Here is a 19,289-nt window from a genome sequence, read left to right on the forward strand (position 1 = left end):
GTGAATATAAATTTGCGCTTTCAACCATTCTTTAAATACTTTTTAGCATTAATTACCGGAATTATACTGGAAAGATCCGGTGGATTCACTGTCGGTGTTAATGGCTTTTTGTGCCTCGTTTTACTCGCTTTTATATTGGGCTTTGTGCCCAGGACTAATTTTTCCACCCATACTAAAATCCGATTAGCTTCTGTGATTGGATTAGGGATTATTCTTTTAACAGGCTTACTGGTATCCGCTGAAACCCATACGCGCTTCCAGAAGATTGATGGAGATAGCCATATAGTTAAAATAACATCCATAATTAAGGAAAATGAGGAGCAAATTCAAACCTCAGCAATAGTGTTAGGTAACCCATCTTTATCCAGAATCAAATTAAGTATTGATAAAGAGGGGGCTTCCAGGGAATTTCTGTCCGGAGATATGCTCAAAGTTAAGGGCAAGGTTTTTATGCCTGACAAAATGATGATTCCCGGAGTGTTTGATTATCGGCAATATCTTATAAATGAAGGTTTTACAGGGTTGTTATATGTGAAAAGTAGCGCTTCCGAATTAATCAAACGGGATAAAGGCCTGGTTCATAAAGTAAAAAAATTAATATACTGGTTAAGGTATGATATCAGGCAGGCTATTCTGAACCAATTAGGGTTGCAAAGGGAGGATTCCAAAGCTATAATTAATTCCCTGTTGCTAGGAGACCGCTCAGAATTGGAGGAAGGATTGGAAAAGCAATATGCGACATTAGGTTTGCTTCATGTTCTGGCAGTATCAGGGATGCATGTCGGGTTGGTTTTTATGTTATTGATGTGGCTTTATAAGTTAGTTTCCTCTTATAAAAGCAGGATCCCATTTTTTCGGATGATTTTAATTGTCTGTGGAATAGTTATTCTATGGGGTTACGCATTGCTTAGCGGGTCTGCTCCCTCAGTTTGCAGGGCAGCATTTATGTTTTCATTGATTTGGATAGGGAAATGTCTTGATAAAAATTACTCAGTAATTAACAGTATTTTTGCCTCAGCTTTTTTCTTATGTTTAATCGATCCTGCAAATCTCTTTAGGCTGTCTTTTCAATTATCGTATGCAGCAGTACTCGGGATAGTATTATTATATCCACGATTAAACAGGTTTTACGGAAGCCAATTTACGTGGTTAAATAATGTTTTTAAATTGATCAACGTAAGTCTGGCTGCACAGATCGCTACATTTCCCTTACTACTTTACCATTTTGGGTACTGGTCTCCTCTATCACTAATAATAAATATTCCAATGGCGGTCCTCATACCTGTATACTTATATGGAGGTTGGATAATGATTGCGCTTTTAAAGTCTGGCATCGAAACTTTTATTCTTTCAAATTTGATCGATTGGCTTATTGATTATCAGCATCAGTTAATGAATTTTCTATCAGAGCTGGGCTGGGTTTTTTATTTCCCCAAGCCTTCTTTTTATGAATTTGTTATTTTTTCAATTGGAATTCTGTTCTTGATCAATTTTATATCTGGAAAGTCAAAGAAAACAATTGTTACTTTTTCCATTATTCTTCTGGTAAGTTTATTTTTCTCAAGATCAATATCCGGACTTCAAAATAATAAAGGCTATCTGCATCTTGTGAGACTTCAAGAGGAAGTGTTGTTGATTAATAGCAGGGATGGGATAGCAAAACGACTGGATTCAGGAAAAGAAAACCTTTCTGCATTTAAGAAAGGTATTATAAATGAAGTGCTTCGATATAATAGTGGGCAAGGTCAGGTAAAAATTATTGAGAGTAAACCGAAAGAAAAAAGGAATTTGATATTGAAAGTTAATGAAAGGGAAGTATTTAAGACATATTTGATTTTATTTGAAGATCAGAATAGTGATTTTCTGGAAGAAAGGTTTATAAATTCTGTTGATGCCATTATATTAATCGGTAACAAGAGTTTAATTACCGAAAAGGAAAATACCGGTAAGGAAAAAAGAATAAAGCGATTAACTTTGAATGAATATCACTCATTAACCCTATCTAAATGAAAACAATAGTTACTAATATTGAAGGACGTACTGGTGTCATCACATTAAACAGACCTGAAAAGCGCAATGCACTAAATCAGGAGTTGGTATCTGAGCTAAAAGGCCAGCTTTTGGCCTGGGAGGATGAGACTTCAGTAAAAACTGTGGTAATTAAAGGAAGCGGGAAAGCATTTTGTGCTGGTGCTGACCTTGCATATCTTCAGGACCTTCAAACAAATACTTTTGAAGAGAATCTTGCAGATTCTAACCATCTTAAGGAACTGTTTTACATGATCTATGATTATCCTAAAACCATCATAGCATGTGTTCAGGGGCATGCAATTGCCGGAGGATGTGGGCTGGCCAATGTATGTGATTTTACTTTTTCAGTTCCTGAAGCAAAGTTTGGCTATACAGAAGTAAAGATTGGGTTCGTGCCTGCAATGGTATTAGTTTTTCTGCTCAGAAAGATTGGAGAGGCTAAAGCAAAAGAATTGTTACTAAGCGGAGATCTCATTTCTGCTGAGGAAGCATATAATATCGGCTTGGTTAATAAGGTTATTGATGCTGAAGACCTGGAAGATTACGTATTGTCTTTTGCTGAAAAGTTAAATACAACCAATTCTGGGGATTCGATTTCCATTACTAAAAAAATGATTCATAAGGTTCAGAATCTCACACTTGATGAAGCGTTAAATTATGCTTCAGAAATGAATGCAAAGGCAAGGGCTACTGACGATTGTAAAAAAGGGATTAGTTCATTTTTAAATAAAGAACCTTTAAGCTGGTAGATGACTCCGGAAGATATACTTCGTAAATACTGGGGATATACTGATTTCAGGCCCAAACAGCGAGAAATCATTTCTTCTGTACTGTTTGGTAAAGATGTGCTTGCATTACTTCCTACAGGAGGAGGGAAGTCCGTTTGTTATCAGATACCTGCATTATTATTTCCGGGATTGACCGTTGTTGTATCTCCTTTGATTGCACTGATGAAAGACCAGGTTCAGGCTTTAAAAAGCCGAGGTATACCTGCTGCTTCGATTCAATCTTCAATGTCTTCAAGAGAAGTCGATATCACTTTAGAAAATGCAGTTCAGGGAGCTGTTAAAATATTATACGTTTCTCCGGAACGATTACATACAAAGCTCTTTATTGAAAGAATGAAGAGGACTGATGTTTCTCTTATTGCAATTGATGAAGCTCATTGTATATCTCAATGGGGCCATGATTTCAGACCTTCCTATCTGCAGATCAAGGATTTTTTTGAGTACGTCGATAGATGTCCGGTTATTGCAGTTACTGCTACAGCTACTGAAAAAGTCAGAGATGAGATTGTCGATCTACTGGAATTGAAAAGCCCTGATCTCTACATGGGTTCTTTCGCTCGTACTAACCTGTCATTATCGATCAGGGAGGTTGAAAATAAAGACAAGAAACTCGAGGAGATCATTAAAAAAATCCCTGGTTCGTCGATCGTTTATGCAAATAGTCGAAAGCAAACGGGGACAATAGCCCGGTACCTGGTCAATCATAATGTGACTGCCAATTATTACCATGCCGGATTAAAAAATGATGATCGTACTGCACGTCAAGATGACTGGCTCAATGACCGGATCAGAATTATTGCTGCAACAAATGCATTTGGAATGGGAATTGATAAATCAGATGTCCGATCCGTGATTCATTACGATATGCCTACTGTTTTAGAAGGATATTATCAGGAAGCAGGCCGGGCAGGCAGAGATGGGAAGCAATCATTTGCTGTATTGCTGGTTTATCCAAATGAAACTGTAGAAGTGATGAAACGCTTTGAAGCAATGTTTCCCGATCTTCCTTATATAAAGAAAGTATATCAATCAATTGCCAATTATTATAAGCTTGCTATCGGCTCAGCTGAATTTGAAAGCTATGATATTGATCTGACAAGGTTTTGCGAAACCTATTCACTCGATGTAATCAAAACATTTAAGGTGCTTGAGTTATTGTCAGAATATGGCTTGATGGAACTGAATACAGCCTTTCACACTCCTTCCAAAGTTAAGTTTGAAGTTAGTCATGAAGAAATGTATAAATTCATGATCGCCAATTCAGCCTATGAAAAGCTTCTAAAGACCATCCTCAGAATGTATGGTGGGGAGATCTACTCACAAGTTATGGTAATCGATGAATATAAGATCGCCAAGGCAGCCGCAGTGCCGGTCAGGGAGATCCATAATTTACTTCTTAAGCTTGAGGAGAGGAATTATATATATTATGTTCCTAAAAATGACAATCCTAAAATCACCTTTTTAACACCCCGGCTGGATATTGAGAAAATTCCAATAACTAAGACCATGCTCCAAAATCAAAAGGACATGGAAAGAGAAAAGATACAATCGGTGATTGATTATGTTCAATTAACTGAAGGATGCAGAATGCAATACCTTCAGGAATATTTTGGTGAGCGGGAAACTGAACGATGTGGTAAGTGTGATTTGTGTTTAAAGAAAAAACAACAGGAGAAATCACGTGATGAACAAAGTAAAAGTCTTGAAAAGGATATACTGGAAATAATTTCATTAAACCCTAAAACAACGGATGAACTGGTTGAAGTTTTCCCTGATATTGATAAAAAAACACTTGAAATGCTGATAAGGCAATTAATTGACTGGGACAAGATCAGAATGGATCATGAAGGAGTGTTGAGTTTGTCAAATTCGGCATAAAACAGTTTTACCCAACTTTTCTTCGGAAAATAGCATTTTTAAGTGATAATATTTTGGTATTTCGTAGTAAAGCATTATAATATTTACATTATTTGTATTGTATTTTGCCAATTTTTTAATTTATTTTATTTAGAAATTTAAAATTTTGCCAAAAAAGCAAAACTTTTTCCCTTCTATTACGATTATAATAATGTAGGTTCACGAATGCGATAAAGTAATTGCTTTATTAAAAGTATTTACTTTATTTTGAATTACTGATGAATAGTAACGGAACATATAGCAAATCATTCTTAGCGACATACACTCCTGTCGTGCTTCCGTTATTTTATGCAATCAGATCAAGGAGGCCCCTTGCGGGCACTATCTGATATAGTTGGGTTACGTACCCGACTCTCCTCGTTATATTGACGCATTCAGTCAAAAAATTTTCAAAAGGAAAACCAAAGTTTAATTAAACTAAACTATTTATTTATACTAAGATGGAAACAAAAGTTGCAGTCGCAGGTGAAGAGCACTTGCAGTACGCATCACACATCTGTAAACTTATTGAGAAAGCTGCTAAAAAGAGAGGCACGGGTATCGCAAAACGCCATCCGCTTCAGATTCAAAGAAAGATGATGGAAGGATTAGCTGTTATTGCGCTAGTTGGAGAAGAGCTTGCAGGATTCTGTTATGTTCAATCTTATGAAACAGGAAATTTTGCGTCCAATTCCGCATTGATCGTAAATCCTAAGTTTCGGGGTAGAGGTGTAGCTAAGCTTGTGAAACAAAAAGCATTTGACCTTGCTCGCGAAAAATATCCGAAAGCCAAAATTTTTGGTATTACTACCAGTTTGCCTGTTTTAAAGATCAATTCTGATCTTGGATACAAGCCTGTTACATTCAATAAGCTCCCACAAACCGACGAGTTTTGGGATGGTTGCAAACAATGCAAGAATCACGACGTGCTCATGCGTACCGGTCGTAAGCATTGTCTGTGCACAGGAATGGTTTTTGATCCTGAAGATCAAAAATCTACACTAGCAAATGTTGAAGTTCCTAAGATCAAAAAAGGACTTTCAGATGTAAAGAATTTTTTCAGGCGTAGCCCTAAGCCCGCTACTGTTTAATAATCTGAAATAATTCATTTACTATCCTACGGTTGAAGGTTAAACCGTATCCTAAAAATGGAAAATAAAAAAATAGTTTTGGCTTTCAGTGGTGGACTGGATACGTCCTACTGTGTCAAATATTTATCTGAAGTTCAGGGACTTGAAGTTCATTCGGCATTTGTACATACTGGTGGATTTTCGAAAAGTGAAATTGATGAAATCGAACAAAATGCCTATCAATTAGGTGTTAAATCTCATAAAACTTTAGAAAAGACAGAGGAATTTTATCAAAAAGCAATTAAGTACCTGCTTTTTGGTAATGTTCTTCGTAATAATACTTACCCATTATCCGTTAGCGCCGAGCGTGCTTTTCAGGCAAAGGCTATTGCTGAATATGCTCAGTTGATCAATGCCGGAAAAGTGGCTCATGGATCTACCGGAGCTGGTAATGATCAGGTTAGATTTGATCTGATGATCAATGTGTTAGCTCCTGAGATAGAAATTGTAACTCCAATTCGTGATCAGAAACTTAGTCGTAAAGATGAAATTGAGTTTTTACACTCACACGGAGTTCAAAAAGAGTGGTCAAAAGCTCAGTATTCTATCAATAAAGGATTATGGGGTACTTCAGTAGGTGGCGCGGAGACGCTGACTTCAAATAAGCCTTTACCGGAATCTGCCTGGCCTACCCAGGTAACAAAGAGCGAACCAGTAGATATCACCCTTCAATTTGAAAAAGGTGAATGCGTTGCTCTTAATGGTAAGATTATGCCACCAACCGAGTTGATCTTTAAATTACAAGAGCTGGCTTCCCCGTATGGCATCGGAAGAGATGTTCACGTCGGTGATACTATTATTGGTATCAAAGGACGTGTGGGTTTTGAAGCTGCAGCCTCTTTAATCTTGATCAAAGCTCATCATCTTCTTGAAAAACATACCCTTTCCAAATGGCAAATGCAGTGGAAATCTCAATTGGGAGATTGGTATGGTATGATGCTTCATGAAGCTCAGTACCTTGAGCCGGTGATGAGAAACATCGAAGACTTTATGGAAGGAACTCAGAGTTCAGTGACTGGTAAGGTGTTTATAACTCTTTATCCTTACCGGTTTCAATTAAATGGTATTGAAAGTGATTTTGATATCATGCAGTCTGAAGCTGGTCAATATGGCGAAATGAATAATGCCTGGACAGGTGAAGACGTAAAAGGGTTTACTAAAATATTATCTAACGCATCTAAATTATACTATCAAGTTAACAAACTAGAGAAAAATGCTTAAAACAGGAATTATAGGAGGAGCAGGATATACAGCAGGAGAATTGATAAGATTATTGATCAATCACCCTGAAGTGGAGATTAAGTTTATTCATAGTAATAGTCAGGCAGGAAAACCTGTTTACTCAATTCACCAGGATTTGATCGGTGAGATTGATATTAATTTTACCAACGAGTTAAGCAATGACGTTGATCTCGTGTTTTTATGCATGGGTCATGGAGCATCAGAAAAGTTTTTAAAGGAAAAAGGATTATCAGAAAACATTAAAATCGTCGATCTCAGCAGAGATTTCAGATTAAAACCCGATAATTCATGGAACGGCAAAGAATTCGTTTATGGTCTTCCTGAAAAGAACAAGCATCTGATCAAAGAAGCTGATGCAATTGCGAACCCCGGATGTTTTGCGACAGCAATTCAGTTAGCATTACTTCCTGCGGCATCTGTAGGAGCTTTTAAAGAAGAAGAAGCACATGTTCATGCTGTTACCGGATCTACCGGGGCAGGACAGAAACCTACTAATACATCTCATTTTAGCTGGAGAAACAATAACATATCAGTTTACAAAGCTTTTACTCACCAGCATTTGGGAGAAATAGAGCAACAAATGAATGAAGTACAGGGGCAGGAAGTAAAAGGAATAAACTTTGTGCCAATGAGAGGTGATTTTACACGAGGAATCTTTGCAACAGTTTACTTCAAAAGCGATATGAGTGAAGAAGAAGCGCAGGAATTATATGAGAATTTTTATGCTGATGCAGCTTTTACTCATGTTTCAAAAGAACCTGTTCACTTAAAGCAAGTGGTAAACAGTAATAAAGGAGTAATAAAAGTTGAAAAGCACGGAGATAAGATCATGGTTACTTCAATGATCGACAACTTGTTAAAAGGTGCTTCTGGTCAGGCGGTTCAAAATATGAACCTTATGATGGGATGGCCGGAAAAATTAGGTCTTGGTCTTAAACCTGTATCCTTTTAATAAAAGAGTGTTTATTTCAATATAAAAACTAAAAAACTAAAAAAATGGAATTATTTGATGTCTACCCGCTATTTGATATTACACCTGTAAAAGGCGAGGGGACTTGGATATACGACGATAAAGGAAATAAATACATGGACTTCTATGGTGGTCATGCAGTGATCTCCATAGGACATAGTCATCCGCATTACGTGGATAGAATAAAATCACAGGCTGAAAAGTTGATCTTTTATTCTAACTCTGTGCAAAATCCTATCCAGAAGCAACTTGCTAAAAAACTTGGTGAGTTGAGTGGAATGGAAGATTATCAATTGTTTCTGTGTAATTCAGGTGCAGAAGCAAATGAAAACGCGATAAAATTAGCTTCTTTCCATACAAATAGAAAGAAAGTAGTTGCCTTACATAAAGGTTTTCATGGTCGAACCAGTGCTGCTGTGGCTGCTACTGATAATCCAAAGATTGTAGCTCCGGTAAATGCAAACCATGAGGTAGAACATTTACCAATGGATGATATCCAGGCACTAGAAAATACATTAAAGAAAGAAGATGTTGCGGCATTGATCATTGAAGGTATCCAGGGTGTTGCCGGATGCTATATGCCAGAGAAAAGTTACTTACAGGAAGCAGAAAAGCTTTGTAAGAAATATGGAACCATGTTGATCATGGATGAAGTTCAGGCAGGATATGGTCGAAGTGGTAAATTCTTCTCATTCCAGTTATCTGATATCAACCCTGATATCGTGACAATGGCCAAAGGTATGGGGAACGGATTTCCTGTTGGGGGAATTTTGATCGCACCTCATATAGAGCCATGGAAAGGAATGTTAGGAACGACATTCGGAGGAAATCACCTGGCAAGTACTGCTGCTTTAGCAGTTTTGGAAGTAATTGAAAAAGAAGATCTTCTTAATAAAATCACAGAAAAAGGTGAATGGCTGGTTGACCAGCTTAAGGACCTGTCTGGTGTGAAAGAAATTCGTGGAGCCGGTCTGATGATCGGATTAGAGTTTAACTACCCTGTAGCTGAACTCAGGAAAAGCTTGTTGAAAGATTACCACGTTTTCACCGGTTCATCCGGTAACCCAAACACACTGCGTTTATTACCACCTTTAAACGTTAGCCAGGAGGAAATGCAGTTGTTTGTGGATACAATCAAACAAGCAATTTCCAAATTAGAAAAAAATGAAACAGTTCACTTCAATTCATGATGTAGATAATGTAGAAGCCCTGATCGAAAAGGCATTGTTCTTTAAACAAAACCCGATACACAGTTACCTGGGAGAAAGAAAGGTACTGGGAATGGTGTTTTTCAATCCAAGCTTACGAACCAGGATGAGTACCCAGAAGGCTGCTTATAACCTGGGAATGGATGTTATCGCGCTTAATGCCGGTGCTGATGGCTGGGCCATCGAAACGAAAGACGGGGTGATTATGGATGGTGACAAACCCGAACATATCAATGAAGCGGTTCAGATAATGAGCAGTTATTGTGATTTGCTGGCAGTGAGAACTTTTGCCGGACTGCAAAATCGCCTGGCTGATTATTCTGAAGCGATTTTGACAAAATTTATTCAATTGTCTAAGGTGCCGGTGTTAAGTCTGGAGAGTGCAACATTGCATCCTCTGCAGTCTCTTACTGATATGATGACGATCAAAGAACTGGGAATCAAAAAGCCAAAAGTTGTTTTAACCTGGGCTCCGCATCCCAAAGCTCTGCCCCAGGCTGTGCCAAATTCATTTTTGCAATGGGTAACAAAATCTGATGCAGAAGTAGTCGTAACACATCCTGAAGGTTATGAGCTGGATATCCAGTTTTCACAAGATTGTAAAATAGAATATGATCAAAATAAGGCCTTTGAAGGAGCAGACATTGTTTATGCAAAAAACTGGTCTTCATATTCTGCTTATGGTCATATTTTGTCTACTGATCGCTCATGGACGGTCACTAAAGAAAAAATGGCATTAACAAACAATGCGTCATTTATGCACTGTCTGCCATTACGGAGAAATATGATCGCTACTGATGAAGTGGTTAATAACTCCGTAGTGATCAACCAGGCCGGAAACCGAGTGTGGGCAGCCCAGGCGGTGCTTAATGAAATGCTTAATTACGAAAAGGAAAATCAAAATATACAAAATATAAATGAGCAAGGAAGATTTGCATATCGTTAAAATAGGCGGAAATATAACAGGAAACCCGGAAAAACTCGCTGACTTTTTAGCGCGCTTCCATAAACTTGAAGGTAAAAAAATCATTGTTCACGGTGGTGGCCGCCAGGCTACGGAATTATCGGAAAAATTGGGCATCAAAGCTAAAATGCATGAAGGCCGAAGGATAACTGATGATGAAGCGATCGATGTGGCTGTCCAGATCTATGCAGGACTGGTCAATAAAAAGATCGTTGCTCAGCTTCAGGCCTTGGGTACGAACGCAGTAGGACTTACCGGTGCTGACATGAACCTGATAAAGTGCAGTATCAGACCCAAGGATCCGATCGATTTTGGCTGGGTCGGTGATATTGAGCCCGGTTCTGTGAATGTAGAACAGCTGGACAAATTATTAAATACAGGTGCTGTGCCGGTATTTTGTGCTGTGACCCACGACGGTGAAGGACATTTATTGAATACAAATGCTGATACTATCGCTTCTGCTCTTTCTGCCGGAATGGCTAAGAAATATTCAGGAGTGGAGTTAACCTATTGCTTCGAAATGCCGGGGGTAATGAGAGATATCAAAGATCCCGAATCTTTGATAAGGGAAATTGACCTCTCACTGTACGATCAGCTTAAGGAAGAAGAAGTAGTTAAAGACGGTATGATTCCTAAACTCGATAATGCATTTGATGCAATAGAATCAGGGGTTTCCAAAGTACATATCCAGGAGGCTTCAACTTTAGGAACTGAATCAGGAACAACATTGATCAAATAAATAAATGATAACTCAAGAAAAAATAGAAATTAACAGGGAAAGACTCGAAAAGCTTCAAAATGAAGCGATAGAAACTTTAAAAAACCTTATTTCTAAACAAAGTTTTTCAGGTGAAGAAACAGAAACAGCATTAATTTTAAAAAACTGGCTTGAAAGTTATGGTTTCAAACCAAACAGACAGCATAATAATATTTGGGCTACGTCACCGGATTTTGATGAGAGTAAACCAACTATTTTATTAAATTCTCACCACGATACAGTACTTCCAAATGAAGGGTATACTAAAGATCCGTTTTCACCAATCGTGGAAGATGGAATTCTTTATGGACTGGGAAGTAACGATGCCGGAGGTCCGCTAGTTAGTTTGCTGGCTACCTTTTTGTATTTCTCTCAGGAAGAAGATGTGCCGTTTAATTTAATCTTTGCAGGAACAGGAGAGGAAGAAACCTCAGGCCCTCATGGATTGAATAACTTAATACCCGAGTTACCGAAATTTGATTATGCTATTGTCGGAGAGCCAACCCAAATGGAAATGGCTACTGCTGAAAAGGGATTGATTGTCCTGGAATGTACAGCAAAAGGTGTTTCAGGCCATGCAGCAAGAGATGTTGGTGATAATGCCATTTACAAGGCAATGGAAGATATTAACTGGTTCAAGACCTATGAATTTGGTAATGATTCACCAAAAGTAGGACCGGTGAAAATGACAGTAACTATTATTAATGCCGGTACTCAACATAATGTCGTTCCGGATACTTGTGATTTCACAGTAGATATCAGAACGACGGACACTGTTTCCAATGAAGAAGTAATGGAAGTGGTGAAGAAAAATATTAAATCTGAAGTACGAAAAGCATCAACCAGGCTTAGACCATCAGGTATTTCTGATGACCATCCGATAGTAAAGGCAGCAAAAGAACTGGATATAGTGACTTTTGGTTCGCCAACAATGTCAGATCAGGCAATGATCGATGGTCCATCAATAAAAATGGGTCCTGGTGATTCAAAAAGATCCCATACAGCAGATGAGTACATTAAACTTGATGAGATCAAACACGGAATAGAAACTTATATTACCCTGCTCAAGCAGGTTGATCATAACTAATGAATAGTTTAAATAAACTTTGGTCAAAAGGAAAGCCCCTGTCTGAAAAGATAGAGGCTTTTACTATTGGGCGCGATCTGGAATTTGACAAAATCCTGGCTAAATATGATGTCATCGGATCAAAAGCCCATGCCACCATGCTGGCACAAACCGGATTGATTGAAAAGGAAGAAGGTGAAAGCCTGATTAAAGAGTTAGAAGATATTTACCAGATTGTCATTCTGGAAGATTTTGAAATTCCAGAAGGTTTTGAGGATGTTCACTCCTGGATAGAAGCTGTCCTTACCGAAAGGTTAGGAGATACCGGGAAGAGAATTCATACAGCCCGATCAAGAAATGACCAGGTGCTTACTGACCTCCATTTATTCTGTAAAGATTCACTCAATGGATTGATCAGCCAGGTTGAAAATATTGCCTTGCTTCTTGTTGACCAGGGAGAAAAGTATAATGAAGTTATTTTACCTGGCTACACTCATTTACAGGTAGCGATGCCATCATCGGGAGGAATGTGGTTTTCGGCGTATGCCGAAGCATTGGCTGATGATCTGATCATGTTGCAGGCAGCACTGAAAGTAGCCGATCAAAATCCATTAGGCTCAGCTGCAGGCTATGGTTCTTCATTTCCAATAGATCGTGATATCACGACAAAAGAAATGGGTTTTACCCAGATGAAAGTCAATAGTTTTGCAGCACAGTTAAACCGGGGTAAGCTGGAAAAAACGATTACCAATACAATTGCATCAATAGCACAGACACTGGGTAGATTTTCTATGGATGTTTGTCTTTATAACAGCCAGAATTTCGGGTTTATTTCTTTACCCGATGAGTTGACTACGGGCAGCAGTATCATGCCACACAAGAAGAATCCTGATGTTTTTGAATTGATCCGAGGGAAATGTAATCTCCTTCAGGGAGTCCCCTTTCAGGTTACTTCTTTGACGAATAATCTTCCGGGGGGTTACCATCGTGAGTATCAATTATTGAAAGAATTACTTTTTCCTGCTATTAATGATATGGTCTCTATATTGGATATTCTTGAATTTGCTGTGTCTCAAATGAAACTTCATGGACCGGATACGGATGAGGAAAAGTATAAGTTAATGTATACTGTGGAGGCTGTCAATGCAGAAGTAATGAAGGGAAAACCATTCAGAGAGGCATATAAGATCGTTGGTCAACAGGTTGAATCCGGTGAATTTCAAATTAAACCCGGAGAGCAAAAATACACCCATATTGGGAGTATTGGTAATCCCGGATTTGATGAGATCAGGAAGAAAATCACAACAACAGGCGATTAATTAAGAATATTCTCCTTAAATTATTGAAACAATTTATCAGTGATAAAGCTTATTGATTTATATGGAGAAATTTAAGAAGATTTTACGTTGGACAATTGGAATTATAATCGTTGGTGGACTCGCAGTGTTTTTATTTTTGAATTATGCCAGCTATAGCAAGGGTTATCGGGTAGGAACACCCATAAAGCTTAGTAAGAAAGGTATGGTGATCAAAACCTGGGAAGGGGAGATGAATATTGGAGGTTTAACCAGTTCATCCGAGGGAGTAATGCCGACAACCTGGGAGTTTTCTATACACGGTAGTGATAGAGAAGTGAGGGAGAACTTAAATGATGCAATAGACCAGGGTCAGCGGGTAAAACTTCATTACAAAGAAAAATATGTACGCTTTTTCTGGCAGGGAGATACCAAATACTTCGTTTATGAGGTAGAGCCGGTGAGTAAGTGATTTTTAAGTTGAGAATATAAAAAAGGCTATTTGTGATTCAAATAGCCTTTATCATTTTTTGCTTATCCCTTTCAATTTTAGAGGTAATTATCCCTTATGATTTTTTATTGAATAATGATTTTCTGCACTACAGTGTCAGAATCATCCAAAGTGAATTTTATTATATAGATCCCAGGTTTTAACATCAAATCTAATTTTATCGGATTAGTGTCTTGATATTTTTGTTCAAAAACCTTTATCCCATCTAGATTAAATATTTCAATATATTTGGTCTTGTAATCATTAAGGAATTGGATAGTGAATTTTCCGGTTGATGGATTTGGGTGTAATTTTATGTTTTTATTTTCTTCATTTTCCTCCAAAATAATTTTTGGTTCAAATCCTGTTAAATAGGACAATCCAGTGCCATCTTCATAGTTGAATTTGTATAAAAGATTGGATTGATTTGAAATTATATTATAATTATATATTAAACCAAAATTTTCAAATAATGGGGGTGAGACACAATAAATGAAGTTTCCATTGGCATAAATACGATTGTTAATACTTAAATTTTCTTCTCCTCCAATGACTGTTTCAATTGTCTTTGAGCTTATGTCAAATTTAAATATGTGATCATCAATAGCGTTATTTCCAGACACATTTGCAATCCCATATAAATTGCCATCATTTGCAGCTAATAAATGATCAAATGAATAATGATTGATACCAGGCTTTCTTGAATTCAATAAGGTATCGATTTTAGTACTTGCGATATCATATCTTAAAAGTAAGCTTGTTTTACAATAATCAGGGCACTTATCAACTACTGATAAACTTAAATAGACTTCTTCATTTTTACCAAAAACTATATCTAGTAAGTCTGTGGTAGTTTTAATATGCAATCTGTCAATTCTTGGGAATGTATTATTAATTGTGTCTAACTTATAAAAATTTACAGAAATTGGCTCTTGGATAATATCTTTTGAAATATTATAACCATATAGAATGTTGTTTTCAGAAGATAAGTTTATTACGCTATTATATTTTTCTGGAATTTCTAAAGTTAATGAATCTGTTTTACTTGTTTCTGTGTTTAATTTATAGAGATAATTGTGTGCCTGAGAAAAGAAATAAAGATTCTTATTAAGATATTTAGGTTGGGAAATCGGCTTTAGGAAATCAAATAATTTATTTAAATCTCCTGTTAGAGTATCATATTCGAGTAATGTGCCATTATCGTGTTGCCCGCCAGTATTTGTTGCTATTATTAACTTTCCATCATTTCTTTTTGAAATATATCCCGGTTTAGACCCAAGAATTGGAGCTGGATTTGAATAATTTATAGCTGAAAGTTCTTTAGTTTCTATATTGTATTCAAAAAAATTGGTAGAAATCTTTCTTGATTTTTTAATAGCTGAAATCCCAACGAGTTTATTATTTCCAACTGGAAATACTGCAGATCTTGGGTTAAAAAAACCAATGGAGTCATTCAATTCTTTATCCAAAATAATTTCATTAGTTCTCGTATTTAACTTAAAGAATCTTCCTCTACTTAAATCACTAACAAAATAATAACTAATGCTATCAAGAGTTTGAATAGGATTTAAAAAGTGAGAAAAATATTCAGATGTTTGAAAAATTTCAATTGAATTATTTTCTAAATTATATTTGAAAAAGGCACCGTTGGGACTATTATCTTTATGGTGAAATAAGATGCCTAATAAATAATTATCCTTAGTAAGTTTTAAGTCTATTCTATTATCGACTGTATGATCAGAAACATTCAATAATACTGATGATTTGCCAGAATTAATATTGAACTTAATTAAGTGTATATCACCATTGTTAGGAGCAATGAGACCATATCCAATATAGGTGCTATCATCAATTCTTGTTGGTTGTCCAAAAATATGGTGCTCAAAAAAAGTTGTTGTAGAATCCCCGGTATAAGGATCTAGTTTCATTATTTTATTTGAATTGAAGATGAAGATCGTATCATTTTTTAAAGAGTGGTCTATGTATTTGGCACTATGATTATCATCTAAAGCTAATTCATTCCTGATTTCTCCGGTTTCAATGTTAATGCTGTATAAATAATTAGTGGAATTATTTTTTCCCCAGATTTTATTATCAATTGGTCCAATAAGTCTATTTAAAATTGATGAGTTATCGATCAACTCATTGACATCTGCTACTTTTCTGAGGGTTTTTGAAGGGTAATCAAATTCATAAACAAAGCCTCTACCATACTTGCCTCCATGATTTATTATTCCATAGAATTTATTATCAGATGTTTGAAGAACATAAGGGAATTCGGGTATGTTTAAACTTCTGAGTTCATCATAAAAATTATGAATAACCTCAAAACCACCATTATTGGTATATCGATATAGATTTCCATATTCATATTCGCCGCCTGATGCCGATACACCCCAAAAGGATTCTTGCTGTTGCGCTATTGTAGTATTTATAAATGAGGAAAGTATTACAAAAAGTATATTTAACAGAATAGTTCTTTTCATAAGTCAAAAAATGCCTAACTATATTAAAATCCGATTTTCTCAGTTGATAAATTCAAAAGAATAACTATGAATGCTGGTGTTTTTTGCAAATATATGAAAATATAATCAATAGTATTTTTCATTTCACAGAAGTGATAAAGAAGTGAGGGAGAACTTAAATGATCCAATAGACCAGGGTCAGCGGGTAAAACTTCATTACAAAGAAAAATACGTTCGCTTTTTCTGGCAGGGAGATACCAAATACTTCGTTTATGAGGTAGAGCCGGTGAGTAAATGATATAAAAAAAGCCAAAGTAAAAAAGGCTATTTGTGATTCAAATAGCCTTTATCATTTTTTGCTTATCCCTTTCAATTTTAGAGGTGATAATTTTCTATGATTTTTTATTGAATAATGATTTTCTGCACTACAGTGTCAGAATCATCCAAAGTGAATTTTATTATATAGATCCCAGGTTTTAACATCAAATCTAATTTTATCGGATTAGTGTCTTGATATTTTTGTTCAAAAACCTTTATCCCATCTAGATTAAATATTTCAATATATTTGGTCTTGTAATCATTAAGGAATTGGATAGTGAATTTTCCGTTTGATGGGTTTGGTGTAATTTTTAATTGGTTATTAAGAGATTGGGGGATATTTTCTCCTATTTTCGTTAAATATAAATATCCACCACCTTCTTCGTAATTGAATTCATGTATTTTCTCTAATTCGTTTATCACATAATCGTACTTGTATATTAATCCATGTTCTTGAGTTGAGTTTTCAGATTTGAACGGGCTACCATAAAAAAGAAGATAAATTTCATTACCAATATTTATTAAATTAGGTCTGTAACCTAAAATAACTTCATGTTCGACTAATATTTCAAATTTTTTCGAATTGACGTTATATCGAAATAAAGCATATATTCTATTATAAGTATTTGACTTTCGAACTATTCCGTATAAATTTCCATCATTTGCAATTAGTAGCTTTTCAGGTCTTGTCCAATTAGTATTTTCAATCTTGAAGTCAAGTTCAGTATTTAATAAATTTTTATTTAGATCATAGCTAAAAATCATATTTCTATAATCTCCAGATAATTTTTGGTATGTTGTGCTAAAATATAGAATATTGTTTTTACTCAGAGTTAATCCAACTATATGATTTAAAATCAAATTCTGATCTTTGGTAGATATTTTGGAGATGATTAATCCCTTTTTTGATTCTGTATCAATTTTTAGATAATAATAGGTTTTACGAAGACCTAATTGGTAAATGCTATTATATCCAAAAGCATAAATATTGTTATCTAACTCCTTTTGTATTTTAATGAAATTAAAATTATTCAATGAGTCTGGTAATGTTACGGTGTCTAGTTCTTTTGAATTTATATTGTGAAGAAAAAGATCGCTGTATTTGGCGTCATACTCGTATGTGAGGGCATATGCAGTAAAAAATAATTCATTTGAATAAGAATCAAAATTTGGATTAATTTCAAAATCGTGAATTTTAGTAATTGAATTTAGTGTTGGATCATATTCTAAGAGAGTGCCTAGATTGTATTTACCACCGGTATTTGTTTTGATAACTAAATTATTAAATTGATTACTATAAAGATAAGTGGGGCTTGATCCTAATTCAGGTATATTGTTTGAAATATTTAGAATCGATATTTCGTTGGAAGTGGTATCTAATTCATAAAAGACAGCTTCAGGACTTAATCTATTAACACGAGATATTGCATTACCAATAAAACTGTTTCTATTAGTTGGTACTAGTGGTGATTTTGGACGGTATATATTTGTAGAATCTTGATTGAACTCATGTAACCTATTAATTACGCCAGTATTTGAATTAAACTTATATATACTTCCGTCCAAATAATCAGTAGTAAAGAAATAGTTAACACTATCCAATGTTGAAAACTGACGCATAGTGTAGTTTAAAGTGGAATCTGTTGAATTGTGAACATTGTATTCTTTAGTTTCTAAATTTAAAGTGAATAATCCCAATTTATGAGTCAATAATCCTATTAATGTGTTGTTTTTGTTTACTGTTGGTTTGAACTTTAGATCAATATTATTGTTTTGGAATCTGAAAATCTCAGTGGTTACAAATGAATTTGTATTTAATTTTAAAATTGAAATTGTTCCACTGAAATTTAAATTAGTACCATATAAAACCAGGGTAGAGTCATTTAATTGTGTTGGTTTTCCCTTAAATGAAAATTCAGTTTCATATTGTCTAACGGACTTGGTTTTTATGTTGTAACTATAAATATACTTAAAGCTTGTCAAAATTATTTTCTCGTTACTATATGAAATTTGGACATTATAAAGATTATTTGGTAGTGTGAACTCTATTAAATTTTCACCATTTTCAATGTTGAAGGAATATAAATAACAACTATCGCTTCGTTTATAACCCCATAACTTATTGTTGTATGGACCTATAATTTGGTCATTATAATCTTTGGCAATATTTTTTATATCTGAAATTTTCTTCAATTCTTTTGTTTTTAAATCGAATTCATAAATAAAGCCATGTCCATATTTTCCCCCATATGTATATTTTTTACTATAAAATTTATTATCACTGCCTTTAAGTAATATTGGTGATAAGGAGACGTTCCTCAATTCATCATAAAATTCATAAACTATTTGGTGCCCTTCATCTGGGGATATTTTAAATATTGAACCACTTCTATATTGCCCTCCAGATGAATTTACACCCCATAGAGTTTGTTGTTGAGCAATAGAAGTATTTGTAATAGAAGATAAAACAACTAATATTAAATTTATTATTAAGGCTCTTTTCATAGAATTAAAAAATATCAATACTTACAAAAATAGAAAATGATAAAGTCTGTAAAAAAATAGGCTGCAGACGATTATATAATCTTTACAAAGATAAAAATTTTCTATTCTGAATAAGTATAATAAAAGAAAAAGCTTTTGAATGTTAATTGTGATAAGTTAAAGTT

The 19,289-nt window shown here is 35.2% G+C and carries 15 protein-coding genes; 13 read left to right on the plus strand and 2 right to left on the minus strand.

Annotated features, from left to right (window positions below; genetic code table 11):
- From OO013_RS06835 to OO013_RS06890, 12 genes are all read left to right on the plus strand, one after another.
- Positions 1-2,010 (plus strand): ComEC/Rec2 family competence protein, encoded by a 2,010-nt coding sequence (locus OO013_RS06835; RefSeq protein WP_266055957.1) that lies wholly within the window; start codon positions 1-3, stop codon positions 2,008-2,010.
- Positions 2,007-2,780 (plus strand): enoyl-CoA hydratase/isomerase family protein, encoded by a 774-nt coding sequence (locus tag OO013_RS06840; protein WP_266055958.1) that lies wholly within the window; start codon positions 2,007-2,009, stop codon positions 2,778-2,780. Before OO013_RS06835 ends, OO013_RS06840 begins: the two co-directional genes overlap by 4 nt.
- Positions 2,781-4,697, plus strand: coding sequence for a RecQ family ATP-dependent DNA helicase (locus OO013_RS06845; protein WP_266055959.1), 1,917 nt, complete (start codon positions 2,781-2,783; stop codon positions 4,695-4,697). It begins immediately after the preceding gene.
- 479 nt (positions 4,698-5,176) lie between these two features.
- Complete coding sequence (locus tag OO013_RS06850; RefSeq protein WP_266055960.1) at positions 5,177-5,806, plus strand: GNAT family N-acetyltransferase; 630 nt, start codon at positions 5,177-5,179, stop codon at positions 5,804-5,806.
- A gap of 57 nt (positions 5,807-5,863) precedes the next feature.
- Positions 5,864-7,066 carry an argininosuccinate synthase gene (locus tag OO013_RS06855; RefSeq protein ID WP_266055961.1) on the plus strand — a complete coding sequence of 401 codons (1,203 nt, stop codon included), beginning with the start codon at positions 5,864-5,866 and terminating at the stop codon, positions 7,064-7,066.
- Entirely contained in the window at positions 7,059-8,039 is a 981-nt protein-coding gene (gene argC, locus OO013_RS06860) for an N-acetyl-gamma-glutamyl-phosphate reductase (RefSeq protein ID WP_266055962.1), read from the plus strand. Before OO013_RS06855 ends, argC begins: the two co-directional genes overlap by 8 nt.
- A 44-nt stretch (positions 8,040-8,083) precedes the next feature.
- Positions 8,084-9,247 carry an aspartate aminotransferase family protein gene (locus OO013_RS06865; protein ID WP_266055963.1) on the plus strand — a complete coding sequence of 388 codons (1,164 nt, stop codon included), beginning with the start codon at positions 8,084-8,086 and terminating at the stop codon, positions 9,245-9,247.
- Positions 9,222-10,211 carry an N-acetylornithine carbamoyltransferase gene (locus OO013_RS06870; protein WP_266055964.1) on the plus strand — a complete coding sequence of 330 codons (990 nt, stop codon included), beginning with the start codon at positions 9,222-9,224 and terminating at the stop codon, positions 10,209-10,211. Before OO013_RS06865 ends, OO013_RS06870 begins: the two co-directional genes overlap by 26 nt.
- Positions 10,183-10,968 (plus strand): acetylglutamate kinase, encoded by a 786-nt coding sequence (argB, locus tag OO013_RS06875; protein WP_266055965.1) that lies wholly within the window; start codon positions 10,183-10,185, stop codon positions 10,966-10,968. Before OO013_RS06870 ends, argB begins: the two co-directional genes overlap by 29 nt.
- Before the next feature lie 4 nt (positions 10,969-10,972).
- Entirely contained in the window at positions 10,973-12,073 is a 1,101-nt protein-coding gene (locus tag OO013_RS06880) for a M20 family metallo-hydrolase (protein ID WP_266055966.1), read from the plus strand.
- Positions 12,073-13,371, plus strand: coding sequence for an argininosuccinate lyase (gene argH / locus OO013_RS06885; protein ID WP_266055967.1), 1,299 nt, complete (start codon positions 12,073-12,075; stop codon positions 13,369-13,371). Before OO013_RS06880 ends, argH begins: the two co-directional genes overlap by 1 nt.
- A gap of 61 nt (positions 13,372-13,432) precedes the next feature.
- A complete protein-coding gene (locus OO013_RS06890; RefSeq protein ID WP_266055968.1) occupies positions 13,433-13,819 on the plus strand; it encodes a DUF8785 domain-containing protein in 387 nt (128 codons plus the stop codon).
- Positions 13,820-13,923: 104 nt separating this feature from the next.
- Here the strand turns inward: OO013_RS06890 and OO013_RS06895 are convergent, their stop codons facing one another.
- A complete protein-coding gene (locus tag OO013_RS06895) occupies positions 13,924-16,323 on the minus strand; it encodes a choice-of-anchor tandem repeat GloVer-containing protein (RefSeq protein ID WP_266055969.1) in 2,400 nt (799 codons plus the stop codon).
- A gap of 142 nt (positions 16,324-16,465) precedes the next feature.
- Between OO013_RS06895 and OO013_RS06900 the strand changes: the two genes are divergently transcribed.
- Positions 16,466-16,600 carry a hypothetical protein gene (locus OO013_RS06900; RefSeq protein WP_266055970.1) on the plus strand — a complete coding sequence of 45 codons (135 nt, stop codon included), beginning with the start codon at positions 16,466-16,468 and terminating at the stop codon, positions 16,598-16,600.
- 104 nt (positions 16,601-16,704) lie between these two features.
- On the opposite strand, the gene OO013_RS06905 is transcribed toward OO013_RS06900, so the two are convergent.
- Complete coding sequence (locus tag OO013_RS06905) at positions 16,705-19,125, minus strand: T9SS type A sorting domain-containing protein (RefSeq protein ID WP_266055971.1); 2,421 nt, start codon at positions 19,123-19,125, stop codon at positions 16,705-16,707.
- Positions 19,126-19,289: the final 164 nt, after the last annotated feature.

Source organism: Mangrovivirga halotolerans, assembly GCF_026241165.1.
Taxonomy (GTDB): Bacteria; Bacteroidota; Bacteroidia; order Cytophagales; family Cyclobacteriaceae; genus Mangrovivirga; species Mangrovivirga halotolerans.

What these genes read in the sequence shown, in the direction of transcription:
- OO013_RS06840 (WP_266055958.1), top strand. Translation starts at nt 2,007, where the DNA reads ATGAAAACAATAGTTACTAATATTGAAGGACGTACTGGTGTCATCACA.
- OO013_RS06845 (WP_266055959.1), top strand. Translation starts at nt 2,781, where the DNA reads ATGACTCCGGAAGATATACTTCGTAAATACTGGGGATATACTGATTTC.
- OO013_RS06850 (WP_266055960.1), top strand. Translation starts at nt 5,177, where the DNA reads ATGGAAACAAAAGTTGCAGTCGCAGGTGAAGAGCACTTGCAGTACGCA.
- OO013_RS06855 (WP_266055961.1), top strand. Translation starts at nt 5,864, where the DNA reads ATGGAAAATAAAAAAATAGTTTTGGCTTTCAGTGGTGGACTGGATACG.
- argC (WP_266055962.1), top strand. Translation starts at nt 7,059, where the DNA reads ATGCTTAAAACAGGAATTATAGGAGGAGCAGGATATACAGCAGGAGAA.
- OO013_RS06865 (WP_266055963.1), top strand. Translation starts at nt 8,084, where the DNA reads ATGGAATTATTTGATGTCTACCCGCTATTTGATATTACACCTGTAAAA.
- OO013_RS06870 (WP_266055964.1), top strand. Translation starts at nt 9,222, where the DNA reads ATGAAACAGTTCACTTCAATTCATGATGTAGATAATGTAGAAGCCCTG.
- argB (WP_266055965.1), top strand. Translation starts at nt 10,183, where the DNA reads ATGAGCAAGGAAGATTTGCATATCGTTAAAATAGGCGGAAATATAACA.
- OO013_RS06880 (WP_266055966.1), top strand. Translation starts at nt 10,973, where the DNA reads ATGATAACTCAAGAAAAAATAGAAATTAACAGGGAAAGACTCGAAAAG.
- argH (WP_266055967.1), top strand. Translation starts at nt 12,073, where the DNA reads ATGAATAGTTTAAATAAACTTTGGTCAAAAGGAAAGCCCCTGTCTGAA.
- OO013_RS06890 (WP_266055968.1), top strand. Translation starts at nt 13,433, where the DNA reads ATGGAGAAATTTAAGAAGATTTTACGTTGGACAATTGGAATTATAATC.
- OO013_RS06895 (WP_266055969.1), bottom strand. Translation starts at nt 16,323, where the DNA reads ATGAAAAGAACTATTCTGTTAAATATACTTTTTGTAATACTTTCCTCA.
- OO013_RS06905 (WP_266055971.1), bottom strand. Translation starts at nt 19,125, where the DNA reads ATGAAAAGAGCCTTAATAATAAATTTAATATTAGTTGTTTTATCTTCT.